General features: G+C 52.8%; 11 protein-coding genes. 9 read left to right on the plus strand and 2 right to left on the minus strand.

What is annotated here, in order from left to right; all coding sequences use genetic code 11:
- Nucleotides 1–10: 10 nt before the first annotated feature.
- Both shc and PUT07_RS14265 read right to left on the minus strand, forming a co-directional pair.
- Nucleotides 11–2,011, minus strand: coding sequence for a squalene--hopene cyclase (gene shc / locus PUT07_RS14260; RefSeq protein ID WP_274468785.1), 2,001 nt, complete (start codon nucleotides 2,009–2,011; stop codon nucleotides 11–13).
- 47 nt (nucleotides 2,012–2,058) lie between these two features.
- Nucleotides 2,059–2,280 (minus strand): PspC domain-containing protein, encoded by a 222-nt coding sequence (locus tag PUT07_RS14265; RefSeq protein WP_274468786.1) that lies wholly within the window; start codon nucleotides 2,278–2,280, stop codon nucleotides 2,059–2,061.
- A 294-nt stretch (nucleotides 2,281–2,574) separates the two neighbouring features.
- On the opposite strand from PUT07_RS14265, the gene PUT07_RS14270 reads away from it, so the two are divergent.
- From PUT07_RS14270 to PUT07_RS14310, 9 genes are all read left to right on the plus strand, one after another.
- Nucleotides 2,575–3,480 (plus strand): NUDIX hydrolase, encoded by a 906-nt coding sequence (locus PUT07_RS14270; RefSeq protein WP_274468788.1) that lies wholly within the window; start codon nucleotides 2,575–2,577, stop codon nucleotides 3,478–3,480.
- 6 nt (nucleotides 3,481–3,486) lie between these two features.
- Nucleotides 3,487–4,458 carry an NAD(P)-dependent alcohol dehydrogenase gene (locus PUT07_RS14275; RefSeq protein ID WP_274468789.1) on the plus strand — a complete coding sequence of 324 codons (972 nt, stop codon included), beginning with the start codon at nucleotides 3,487–3,489 and terminating at the stop codon, nucleotides 4,456–4,458.
- A 460-nt stretch (nucleotides 4,459–4,918) separates the two neighbouring features.
- Nucleotides 4,919–6,289, plus strand: coding sequence for an ABC transporter substrate-binding protein (locus PUT07_RS14280; RefSeq protein WP_274468790.1), 1,371 nt, complete (start codon nucleotides 4,919–4,921; stop codon nucleotides 6,287–6,289).
- Nucleotides 6,290–6,353: 64 nt separating this feature from the next.
- A complete protein-coding gene (locus PUT07_RS14285) occupies nucleotides 6,354–7,235 on the plus strand; it encodes a carbohydrate ABC transporter permease (protein ID WP_274468791.1) in 882 nt (293 codons plus the stop codon).
- Nucleotides 7,235–8,065, plus strand: a complete 831-nt coding sequence (locus PUT07_RS14290) for a carbohydrate ABC transporter permease (protein ID WP_274468792.1) — start codon at nucleotides 7,235–7,237, stop codon at nucleotides 8,063–8,065. Before PUT07_RS14285 ends, PUT07_RS14290 begins: the two co-directional genes overlap by 1 nt.
- Nucleotides 8,065–9,273 carry a trans-sulfuration enzyme family protein gene (locus PUT07_RS14295; RefSeq protein WP_274468793.1) on the plus strand — a complete coding sequence of 403 codons (1,209 nt, stop codon included), beginning with the start codon at nucleotides 8,065–8,067 and terminating at the stop codon, nucleotides 9,271–9,273. The genes PUT07_RS14290 and PUT07_RS14295 overlap by 1 nt, the downstream gene beginning before the upstream one ends.
- Entirely contained in the window at nucleotides 9,239–10,429 is a 1,191-nt protein-coding gene (locus PUT07_RS14300) for a GntR family transcriptional regulator (RefSeq protein ID WP_274468795.1), read from the plus strand. The genes PUT07_RS14295 and PUT07_RS14300 overlap by 35 nt, the downstream gene beginning before the upstream one ends.
- Before the next feature lie 33 nt (nucleotides 10,430–10,462).
- A complete protein-coding gene (locus tag PUT07_RS14305; protein ID WP_274468796.1) occupies nucleotides 10,463–11,245 on the plus strand; it encodes a phytanoyl-CoA dioxygenase family protein in 783 nt (260 codons plus the stop codon).
- A gap of 244 nt (nucleotides 11,246–11,489) precedes the next feature.
- A complete protein-coding gene (locus PUT07_RS14310) occupies nucleotides 11,490–12,893 on the plus strand; it encodes an MATE family efflux transporter (protein WP_274468797.1) in 1,404 nt (467 codons plus the stop codon).
- Nucleotides 12,894–12,897 lie beyond the last annotated feature (4 nt).

Genomic DNA, 12,897 nt, shown 5'->3' on the forward strand with positions numbered 1-12,897 from the left:
TATGTATTGTTCATTTTACAGTCCCATATTTCCTTACATAGTGGTTCAAGGCGAAGAACGGCCAAATATACCGGTAGCTATGATAGTTGGAATAGAAGCTCCCGGGCAGCCCCGCACCTGTCGGATAGCGGGTCGTCCAGTCATTGGCATGCATCTGCCTGAGGAGACTTCGGATGCCTTTATCAATAGCCGGCAGCGGTTCGGGGCTGACGGCAATGAGCGCATCGAGCGCCCAAGCGGTCTGTGACGGCGTACTCGAACCAAGCGGAAGATACATCTTGACGCTGTCGCTCATGCAGGATTCGCCCCAGCCGCCGTCTTCATTCTGAATATGCAGCAGCCAATCGGCTGCTTTCCTTAAGGCAGGATGGTGCGGATCCGCCCGAACGGCCATAAGGCCGGTCAATGCCGCCCACGTGCCGTAGATGTAGCATATTCCCCAGCGGCCGTACCAGGATCCGTTCTCTTCCTGATTCGCGAACAGCCACTCCGCGCCTCTGCGGACGCTGGCTGTCCGCATATCCAGTCCTGCCGTAGCTCCCAGGAACTCCAACGTTCTTCCCGTTAGATCCGCCGTGGAAGGATCAATGGCTGCTGCCGAAGCTCCGTCAATCGGGAATAAGGTCAGCAGCCGATTGGTGACCCCGCGCTCGAAAGCCGGCCAGCCGCCGTCCTTGTTCTGCATCGCCAGCACCCAATTCAGTCCGCGGTTCCATGCATCCAGATAGACCGGGTCTTTCAGCGCCGCTGCACGAATCGAACGCAGTGCAGCTGTCGTGTCGTCGACATCAGGGTTGATCGTATTGGACTCGGAGAAGCCCCAACCTCCCGGCACCGGATTCATGACATGAAGGCTCCAATCGCCGAATTTATCATGCTGCATCCCCAGCAAGTAATGGATGGCTTTGCTCACGGCAGGATGATCCGGATCCGCTTGCTGCAGTGCGGCGGCCAGCAAGGCGGTATCCCAGATCGTGGATGGGGAGTTCTGCAAGTGCATTTTCCCGTCGAACTCCCACAGCATGGTGAATAATCCCCGCACGGCAGCATCGATGACGGGATGATGTCTATCATAGCCTAGCGATGATAACGCCAATATCATAAGTAGCGTGCTCGTTGCGTAGCTGTACAGCGTCCCGTCCGCTTCAATCCGCTCGAGCATATAGGATTCGGCTGCTTGAACGGCCCGTTTATGCAGCTGCTCCGGTAAGCCCGCCAGCTGCTTGATGCCGGTCTGCAAGCCGGCGAGCAGCTCTTGGAATCCGCGGGTTAATTGCCGATCGCGGGTGGCGGGGCGCAGCTCTTGCGGCTTCGAGGACTTCGGGTTCGTGTACAAATGCGCCAAGTCCGGCGTCGCGGCAGTAGTTCGGACGAATTGACGGTCGGCCATGATCAGAATGGGCGCAAAGTGAACGCGGGCAAAACCGGAGAAATCGTAGAAGCTGATCGGCGAGGAAGGAGGGAGCAGTAAAAATTCCAGCGGTATCATGAGCGTAGAGGGCCATGCATACTGCCCCGCGGCAGCCAGGAACACCTTCGTCAATACCGTTCGCACATTGTTGAGCCCGCCGTTGCTCTTAATAAAACGCTCCGCCTTGATCATGGCTTCGTCGGATCTATGACTGTAGCCCGAATACAGCATGGCGAAGTAAGCATTGACGGTAGCATCGAGATTGCCTTCGGCTTCATCCCGGTAGACGCTCCAAGCGCCGTTCTCCCTCTGCTCGGCAGCAATCCGGTCATGCAGCTGCTGAATCAGCGCCTCTTGCGGCAGCTCCAGCGTCCGAAGGACGATGATCAGATAGGCATCGGTTAACAAGCTGTTTTCGAAGCAAAACCGCCATGTACCGTCTTGCTCCTGTAACCTCTCCAGCATACCGGTTAAGCGCCGGATTTCTTGGTCGAGTTCATGCCAAACAGGCATACGTACACCTCCTGCCGCTTCCGTGCAAAATAAATGAATCTTTACATGATATGACCTTAGCGGTCTTTTCAGGTTACTTTCGTACATAACAAAAGCCGCCAGTATCTCACTGGCGGCTTACTGTTGAAACCCAATTAGTTGTGATACGGCGGTATGACATCAAAATGGTCATGCGGCGCTTTAGGGACCAGCAGACAGCCGATGATATAAACGAGTACTACCGTACCGAAGCTGCAAAACGCGGCGATAATTACCAGCAAGCGGATCAGGGTTGCGTTTAATCCGAGCCACTCCGCGACGCCTCCGCAAAGTCCTGTTAATTTGCTGTCTGTTCTTGAACGAAATAATTTGTTCATGTGATGTTGCTCCTCTCTATGTTGACGAAGTATTGGATTGGAATGAATATCGGATTTCATGTCTTTATTGTAGCTCTACCGGACGTTCGCGAGAACGGACCTGTGACGGTTATGGAAGCCGGACTTTAGACGGGGAAGAGGCTCATCCGAAGACGGTGAGCGGAGTCGAGCCGGTAAGTAAGCTCATCATGCGCATCTTGACAAACCCGTGTTTGAACGGTTTAATGATAATAACAAGATCTTAATAACATATTGTTCGTAACAATCAAATATAATCAAAACAGGTGATTTTCAATGAATGAAGAGCAGATTCGAGACAAAGAAGGTTTTACGGAAGCGGAGTTTCTGCAAAAGTACGATGCGAGCATATACGAACGGCCGTCGGTAACCGTGGATATGTTAATTTTCACCGTTGTCGATGAAGAGAAGGAAAATTATCGCAGGCTGCCTGAAAAATCGTTGAAACTGCTATTAGTCAAAAGAGGGGTCCATCCGTATATGGGTCAATGGGCACTGCCGGGAGGCTTCGTAACCGGTCAGGAGAGTCTTGAAGAGGCCGCCATGCGGGAGCTGAAATCCGAAACGAATATCGACGAGGTGTATCTGGAACAGCTCTACACTTGGGGAGATGTGAACCGGGATCCCCGCACGCGGGTGATCAGCTGTTCTTATATGGCTTTGGCCGATTCAACTTCTCTCGAGGTGAGAGCTGGAGACGACGCGGCGGATGCCAAATGGTTCAACGTAACGTACCGCGTACTCGAAGAGAAGAAGACGATGGCGGAGAACAGCGTGGTTTTCGAGAAAGTGGTTCAGCTTACGCTGGCGAACGAGGAAGCATCGCTCGGAGCCTCAATCCGGCTCATCGAGCAATATACCGGCAGATCGGTGAAGGAAGAGAGGATCGTGACCGCTTCGGACGGAATCGCCTTCGATCATGCCGAGATGATCCAATATGCCATTGAGCGGCTCAGGAACAAGATCGAGTATACGGATATCGCGTTTCACTTGATGCCGGAATTATTCACGCTATCCGAGCTGCAGCAGGTGTATGAGGTTATGCTTGGCAAAGAACTGCTGTCGGCGGCTTTCCGGCGAAAGATCGCCGACATGGTCGTGGAGACGAATCAATTGACGAAGGATGCAGGACATCGGCCAGCCAAACTGTTCCGGTTCAATCCGAACTGGCGAAGGAGGTAACGTGGATTGAAAGCGATCGTCTACAGCAGATACGGAACGACTGCGGAGCTGAAGCTTCAAGACGTTGAGCGGCCAACACCCAAGAACGATGAAGTACTGATAAGAGTGCATGCCTCCTCTATCAATTCGTGGGATTGGGATCTCTTGAGAGGGAAACCGTTCCTCGTACGGCTAGGAGGGCTTCGGAAGCCGAGATACCCAATTCTAGGCGCCGACGTTGCGGGCCGCGTGGTAGCGGTGGGTAAGGACGTCACGCAGTTAAAGCCGGGTGACGACGTATTCGGCGATATTTCCGGCTGCGGTTGGGGCGGATTCGCGGAGTACGTCTGCGCACGTGAAAACAGTTTGACGTTGAAGCCGGCCCATATGTCGTACGAGGAGATTGCGGCCGTACCGCAAGCGGCGGTACTGGCGCTGCAGGGGTTGCGCAAGAAAGGGTTGCTTCAATCCGGGATGAAAGTATTGATTAACGGCGCAGGCGGCGGTGTAGGCACGTTCGCGGTGCAGATTGCCAAGTCATTCGGGGCTGAAGTGACCGGTGTGGATAAGGCGAGGAAGCTGGATATTCTGCGCTCGCTCGGCGCCGATCATGTCATCGACTATATGACGGAGGATTTTACACGCAATGGCCTGTGTTACGATCTTATTTTGGATGTTGCGGGTTACCGGTCAATTTGGGACTACAAGCGGGCGTTAAGCCCATCGGGAACGTATGTCATGATCGGTGGTTCGATGAGCCGCATAGTCCAAGTGATGCTCCTTGGACCCTTGATCTCCATGTGCGGAAGCAAGAAAATGGGAATACTAGCCCACAAACCCGATCGTAGAGACCAGGAATATATGAAAAAGCTATTTGAATCCGGTCAAGTCGTACCGGTGATCGATCGGCATTACCCGCTCGGCGAAGTGAGGGAGGCACTCCAATTTTTTGGCGAAGGCTTGCCGCTGGGTAAAATTGTGATCCGTGTTGATAGCTGATATTGATGTGCAAGTATTGCGTGAGTTAATCCGACAATCCATTCGGTTTCTAAGAGAGACATATCCGGAGTAAAGTGGTGCAATCCTTCTAGATATAGATGACCCCTTCAATCTTTGGGAGGGGTTTTTGCGTGCGGGTGTTGAGACTACATGTGTATGATTTTTCGAATAGAATAACTGGTAATGCAGGATAAAAGCTGATGTATATTCGAAATTTCAAATACAATCATCCATTTTCATCATTAATCGCTAGATTTATATGAAATTTCGAATACAACGAGAACGAAAAGCCGTAAGCCGCTAAAACTGGATACTCAGAACTTCAGCCGTCAGATTAGCCTGACGGTTTTTTGGTGCGGTTAAGCAGCTGCAGGGCCGCAGATTGGCTTTAAGTTATAAGACATATCTGATGAATTAAGACAATATAGTTGAATATGACAATATGGAGGAGGGCGTACATATGGGGGCAATCGAGGTCAAAGGGTGGACAACGGTGCTAGCCGGAGTCATGTTATTGGGGACGTTAGCGGGGTGCAGCGGAAGCGACAACACCAGCTCCGCGAGTTCAACGCCTGCCGGGGGAAGTCCGGCGGCATCCGGTGAACCGAGCAAGAGCGCGGAGCCGGCCAAGCAGGTGACGCTGCAGATGATAGAAAGCTTGACAAGTCCGGAGCGCACGAAGCTGCTTCAAGATGCCATCGGCAGGTTCCAGAAGGAAAATCCGAATATTAAGGTGGAGCTCATCTCGCCTCCCTTCGATCAGGCGGACAATAAGATCAGAACGATGCTCGCCGCCAAGCAGGAGCTTGATATTCTGGAAGTAAGGGACCTGAACATCGCGGAGTATGTCAATAATGGATACTTGGAGCCGCTGGATACATTCGCTACCAGTTGGGCGGACAGCAAAACGCTCTCCGGTACATCCAAAATCGTCGGCTCCAACAATGGGAAGCTATATTTTATCGCCAATGCGCTGTATCAACGCCAGATGTTCTACCGGAAGGACTGGTTTGACGCCAAAGGTCTGACCGCTCCGAAGACGTGGCAAGAACTCGTGGATTCTGCGGTGAAACTGACCGATCCGAAGATGAACCGGTACGGCTTCTCGTTCCGGGGCGGCTCCGGAGCGAACGGCAATTTCGATCACATGATCTACGATTATAACGATAAAGTGATGAATCTCGATGACGCGCCGTTTACGAAGGACGGGAAGTCAGTATACAGCACGGCGGAAGCCAAACAAGCATTAGAGCTGTATAAGAAGCTGTATAAGGAAGCTTCGCCTCCGGACTCCATCAACTGGGGCTTCCAGGATCAAGTTCAAGCTTTCACGTCCGGTGTAACCGGCATTTTGCTGCAGGATCCCGACGTCATCAAGGTGCTGCAGGACAAAATGGATCCGAAAACATTAGAGACGGCACCGATGCCGCTCGGGCCTAACGGCAAGTCGCTGGTCAGCACCGGCGCTGCCGGTTGGGGAATCACGGCGAATTCCAAGAACAAAAATGAAGCTTGGAAGCTGATCTCGTTCCTCTCCAGTCCGAAGGAAAATACCGAGTTCTCCAAACAAATCGGCACGATCCCGATTCATACGTCCGCAACGGCCGATACGTTCTTCCAAACGGGCCCGTACAAGACGCTGCTGGACATGACCGCGAAGGCGGATACGTTCGTTAATTTCACGCCGCCATTCAAATATCCCGGCAATGGAAGCTGGGGAGAATTGAGCATGAAAGGGCAGCAATCCTACTTATTGGATAAGAAGAATGCGGATGATCTCCTGAAGGAATGGGATAAATTCTGGCTGGATCAAAAAGCTGGAATGAAATAATGTTGTGCGGAGCGGCGGGCGTTCATCGCCTGCTGCTATTTTCATAATCGGGAGGTGCCTTCGTGTGAATGCCCGGCAAAAATTCATTCTCTCCAGCTTGCTGCCCGCACTGCTGCTTGTTCTCGTCTTCACCTACTATCCCTTCATTAAGGGTGTGGTTATGGCTTTCCAGAATTACAAGCTGTTCAATCTGAAGCAAATTCATTTCGTTGGGCTGCAAAATTTCGTTGATGCGTTCCGCGACCATCAATTCATCGGAGCTTTGAAGAATACCGCTTATTGGGTATTTTTTTCGCTCATTTTTCAGTTTCTGCTAGGGTTCATTCTGGCTCTGTTCTTGAACAAGCGGTTCTGGGGTCGCGGCGTCTATCAGGGGTTTATTTTCTACCCATGGGCATTGTCGGGATTTCTCATCGGTCTGATCTGGAAATGGATGTTTAACTCGCAAATCGGCGTCATTAATGATCTATTGCTGCGCCTTGGCGTGATCGAAGAACGGATCGGGTTTCTGTCGGACCCGCAGTGGGCGATGGGTTCGGTCATAGTCGCCAATGTCTGGTATGGCATTGCTTTCTTCACGATCATGCTGCTGGCTTCCTTGCAATCCATTCCTTCCGAGCTCTACGAAGCGGCCAGTATCGACGGAGCGAACGGCTTCCGCAAGCTCCTCTATGTGACGATACCGTATATTATGCCTACGATCATTGCAACAACGCTGCTGCGAGTCATTTGGATCTTCAACGATCCGACGCTCATTTACGGGATGACGAACGGGGGGCCTGGCGGAGCAACGCATATTTTATCCTCATTGATGCTGAACAAAGTGATTTACGATGGAGATTACGGGTCGGCATCGGCGGTCGGTGTCATCATGATCATCCTGTTGTTCTTGTATACCTTGTTCTATTTGATGGTGACCAAAGCGGAGAAGGTAGGTGACTTTTGATGAAACGAAATTACGGATACCGGATCGTGAAGGCCGTTTTTCTCGCTTTCTACTTCCTCATCATGGTCTTCCCGCTCTATTGGATCGTCATCACCTCGTTCAAGCCGCAAAAGGAAATTTTCAGCTTCCCCCTGCATTACTGGCCTGAGCAATTCACTTTGCAAAATTATATCAATATTTTTAAAGTATCCAAATTCAATGTGTATATCGCCAACAGTCTGCTCGTTTCCATTACATCCGCGCTCATTGTCATCGTTATTGCCATATGCAGCGCCTATGTGCTCGCGCGGTTTCGATTCCGGGGGCATAAGCAAATCATGCTGGGCTTCTTCGTGACCCAAATGCTTCCCGGCTTCATCGCCCTGGCGCCGCTGTATATGTTGATGTCGAATATGCATCTGCTTAATCACCGGATTTCTCTGATCCTTATGTATACAGTGAGCTTGATCCCGTTCTCTACGATCATGCTGAGAGGATTTTTCCAGCGAATTCCTTCCAATTTGGAAGAAGCCGCGTTAATTGACGGTTGTTCGCAGCTGTCTGCGCTCATGCGGGTCATTATACCGATTATGCTGCCGGGCATCTCCTCCATGTTCATTTTCGCCTTCGTCCAGAATTGGAACGAGCTGTTCTTGGCCGTCATGTTTATCGATAACGAATCGTTAAAGACGCTGCCGGTCGCCATGAACTCATTCATTCTTAAGTTTAACGTCGATTGGGGCTCGATGTCAGCCGGAACGGTGCTGTCGGTTCTTCCGACGATTCTGCTGTTTGCACTTGCACAGCGATTCATTGTAGAAGGATTAACTCAAGGGGCGGTGAAAGGCTGATGAGTACTCCCAATAAGCTGCATACGCTGGTGGCGCATGATGCGCACGATGACCGCCATCACGGGGCGATCAGTATGCCGGTGTACCAGACGAGTCTGTTTTCGTTCGATACATACGACCAGTTCAATCAAGCCAGACAGGACGAACAGGAGAACTATGTGTATTCCAGAGGCAACAATCCAACCGTCCGCTACCTGGAGGATAAGCTTGCGGAGATGGAGCAGGGGGAGAGGGCCAAATGCTTTGCCTCCGGGATGGCGGCGATATCGGCGGCAATTATGTCCATTGTCCGGCAGGGGGATCATGTCATTTGCACGCATCAAGCCTATGGGCCGACAAGAGAATTGCTAGGGGGCTATTTGCGGAAGTTTGGCATCGAAACCACGTTCGTGGACGGGCGATTGCGCAGTCATTGGGAGCAAGCCGTACGTCCGAACACCAAGCTGCTCTATTTGGAAAGTCCGACCAGCATGATGTTCGAGCTGCAGGATATTGCAAGCTGCACGGAGCTGGCGCAAAGCATTGGCGCAGAAACGATTCTCGACAACTCATGGGCGACGCCGTGCTTCCAGAATCCGCTAACGATGGGGGTCGGACTTGTCGTACATTCCATTACGAAATATATTTCCGGGCACAGCGATTGCGTCGGCGGCGTTGTCATCGGATCGAGACGATTGATGGAGCCGCTCATGACGCAAGAATATATGCTGTTCGGCGGCATTATGACGCCCCAGACAGCGGCATTGGTGACTCGCGGACTGCGGACGCTGCCGCTTCGCATGCAGCGGCATGAAGCAAGCGGTCTCAAGGTCGCCGAGCATCTGAGCAGGCAGCCGTATGTCAGCAAGCTGAACTATCCGGGATTAGCCAGCTATCCTCAGTATGAGCTGGCCCGCGCGCAGATGTCCGGGGTCGGCGGGTTGTTCTCCTTCGAATCCCAGGAGCCGCTGCATAGGCTGCGGGCTTGGGCCGACCGGCTGCGCTATTTTCGAATCGGTCCCAGCTGGGGCGGCTTCGAAAGTTTGGTAACCGTCAACGCCCACCATCACCTTGATTCATCCCCTTGTACGCTGGTTCGGCTGTATATCGGCGCGGAGGATCCGGATGACTTAATCAGGGATATGGATGCGGCATGGGAAAGTGTGGCATCGAGCCCTTCTGAGGGGGAGTTCAATGAGCAGACTGCGGGTTTCACCCAGAACGGATGAACGGCAGCCGTTATATTTGCAAATACAGGAACATTTCAAGCAGCTGATTTATTCCGGCGCCATTGCGAAGAACGATAAATTTCCGACGGAGAAGCAGTTGATGGAGCAGTTCGGCGTCAGCCGGATGACGGTATCCAACGCGCTCACGAAGCTGGCCCAAGACGGCTGGATCTACCGCATTCCAGGGCGTGGCAGCTTCGTTAGTCCTGACATTGTGGAGAAGCTTGCGGAAGATCCGGTAGGCGTGCCGGCTGAGCAGCCGCGAGGGAAAGAGCGCAGCGACCGCTCCTCTTCCCGCAAGATGATCGGTCTCGTGCTTCCGTTGCTCGAGGATTTCTTCGCAATTCGGTTGTTGAAAGGCATCTATACAGCCTTGGAAGGAACAGATTACTATGTATCGATCGTGCTGACCCACAATTGCAAGGAACGCGAGAAGGAAGCCATTCAAGAGTTGACTCAACAAGGGGCTGTCGGCCTATTCATCTTCCCGATTGATGCGGAAACGTACAATGAGGAAATTTTGCTGCTGAAATTGCGCGATTTCCCCTTCGTGCTCATCGACCGCTATTTGCCGGGATTTGAAACCCATTGTGTCTGCTCCGATAATCGGATGAGCGCACAAATGGCCGTCAACCATCTATGGGAGCTTGGGCACCGGGATATTGCCATCTGCTCGGATATTCCGGCAAGCACGATTACGGTCGACGAGCGGATTCGCGGGTATATGGAGGCGCTGAAACAGAAAGGCTCGATGATTAATCCGGCATTGATCATGGCCGATGTTCAAGCGGCGGATCCTCATATACCTTACCACAAGCATCCGCTGTACGAATTCATCCGAACAAGCCAAGCGACGGCATTCATTACTTTGAATTTGCGGTTGGGCTTGTATGCAGCCGATCTATGCCGCAAATCAGGCGTGGACGTCCCGCGCGACATTTCGATTATAACGTACGACAATCCGTCGTCGGCACTGGACGACACGCCGGCATTCACCCATATCGATCAGCATGAGGAGCACATCGGCGCCCAAGCGGCTGAGCTCCTGCTGCAGCTGCTCACCAGCAAAGAGAAGCTGCCGGATCCAGTCCGGCGGATTGTCAAGTCCACGCTGGTCGCGGGGAAATCTACCGGCGCCTGCGCAGTTCTTGGCTAAGCGTGCGATGCGAGAACAGGGAGGGGAACTAGATTGAATCCGATATCCAATCCAGGCGAATGGTCGGAACTCGACCGCTTTATGTTTGAATCTTGGGGTTACTTGATGATTCCGGACGTACTCTCGAAAGATGAGGTGCACGAATGTCTGGAAGCTTCCATCCGCTTGCATGAAAAGGCCGGTACGACTGGCTGGGCCCAAATTGGCAGAGGCTACGAAACGGAGCCGGCACTGGAGCAATTGATCGACCATCCGGCGATACTCCCCAAAGTCAGGGCGCTGTACGGCGACCGGTTCATCCTGCAATCCGCCTGGTGTACGAAACAGCCTGCTTACGGCGGCGTAGGCGGCTGGCATCAGGACGGTTCCGGTGCGTACGACTTCAATAAGCTGGGCTATCCGATTCCGCTTATTCAACTACGCGCGTCCTATTTGCTTACGGACCAGACGCTCCCCCGAACAGGCAATATGGAAATGATCCCCGGGAGCCACCGAAGCCAAGTGCAGCTGCCTGCCGCCATTCGCTCCGCCAGGGAAGATGTTCCGATCGGGCATGTGATCTGTGCGCCGGCGGGATCCGTTCTATTCTTCCATAATGCGGTATGGCACCGGACATTCGCGCATGACGGCGATTACGACCGTTATACGATGCACTATATTTATAGTCCGCCATGGGTTCGCTGCTCCGACCGCTTCGAGAACGATCAAGCGTTCCTGGACGCCACGACGCCGACACGGCAATACCTGATGGGCCCATTCACGCGGCCGGATGCGCCTTTCGGTGCGAGCTATCCCGCTAAATTCGAGAACGGCTGACGGTGGAGAGAGGGGGCCGCGGCTGCTTGCACGGCATCAACGGATCAAGAATCCGCGATCATGGAACCCGGGACCAAGATTCCCGGGTTTTTTGGTCGTATGAAATTTTAGTAAACTACATGTCTCTAATCTATGGTAAAGTAGGGGATGAATCCTACATACGGACGAGATCGATAACAGGATGAACGTGTTCCCGCAGCGGCGGCGACTTCGAACGTTTTTCGCGGAGAGGATATGACACAACATGATTCCGAAACGATTTAGAGCTCGATGCCATGCCATGATGGACAAGTATCTGTCAGGAGAATCAATCGATTACCGGCAGGTCGTCTCGCTGCTGCTCCCGATTCTCATCGACCAAGCATTCTTGGTAGGCTTAAGCCTGGTGAATACCGCGATGATCAGCTCATCGGGGGTTGCGGCGATCTCAGCGGTCAGTATGGTCGATTCCCTGAATATGTTCCTGGTGAACGTCTTCGTCGCCTTAGCGACCGGAGGTACGGTCGTGGTCGCGCAGTACAAAGGCAGCGGGAACGATAAAATGGTTTCCAAGGCAGCTGCAGCATCGCTCAGTACGGCGACGATCGTTGCTCTTGCGATCAGTCTGCTCGTGCTGGTGTTCTACCATCCGATCCTGAAGTTTCTCTTCGGTACGGCGGAACCCGAAGTGTTCGACTATGCCGGCACTTACTTGGTGGGAAGCGCCGTGTCTTATCTTGGCATCGCCTTCAAGGAAGCGGTTAGCGGCGCGCTGAGAGGGATCGGACGAACGAGGGTCACTCTCGGGTTGTCTTTGATCATGAACATGTCCTATGTATTGCTGAATGTCGTATTCGTGCATTTCATGGAGATGGGCGTTATGGGCTTAAGCGTGGCCGTGAACATTTCCCGCTATACAGCGGCGGTGTGCGCGTTGTTCTACCTGCTTCGCATGGATGCCAGTCTGCGGCTTCGACTGCAGGATTTGCTGGAGTGGAACTTCGCGATGATCAAGAAGATCATGTTCATCGGGCTGCCTTTTGCCGCGGAACAACTCTTCTTTAACGGCGGGAAGATGTTGACCCAAATCTACATCGTCAGCCTGGGAACGTACGCCATTGCGACCAATGCGATCAGTTCCGTTCTCGCCATGTTCCTGCAAATTCCCGCCATCGCTTTTTCCACAGCCTTAGTTACGGTTGTCGGACAATGCATTGGAAGGCGGAATATCGAAGATGCCCGCAAGTTCACGAGAACTTTCCTATGGTTGTCATCCGGCTCCCTTCTCGTGACGGGACTTATTTTGCTTCCGTTCTTCAACCCGCTGGTCTCCCTGTTCCAGCCGCCGGCCGAAATTATGGACGACCTGTATCTCATCATGATAGTCAATATGCTGGCGCAGATTCCGCTATGGTCCATCAGCTTCCTGCTTCCCGGCGCACTGCGGGCTGCAGGAGATTCGCGCTTCACTTCGATCGCCTCGATGCTGACGATGTGGTTGTTCCGGGTCGTGCTCGGTTATGTTTTCGGCATTATGCTGGGCTTCGGCGTGATCGGCGTATGGGCCGCCATGCAGTTGGAGTGGGGCGTGCGCGGAGCGGTCTTCCTGTGGCGTTACCGCGGCGAGAAGTGGTACAAGCATCGCTTAATAGAAACAAGCAGCCAATAAATGC

It is taken from the genome of Paenibacillus sp. MAHUQ-63 (assembly GCF_028765165.1).
Taxonomy (GTDB): domain Bacteria; phylum Bacillota; class Bacilli; order Paenibacillales; family NBRC-103111; genus Paenibacillus_E.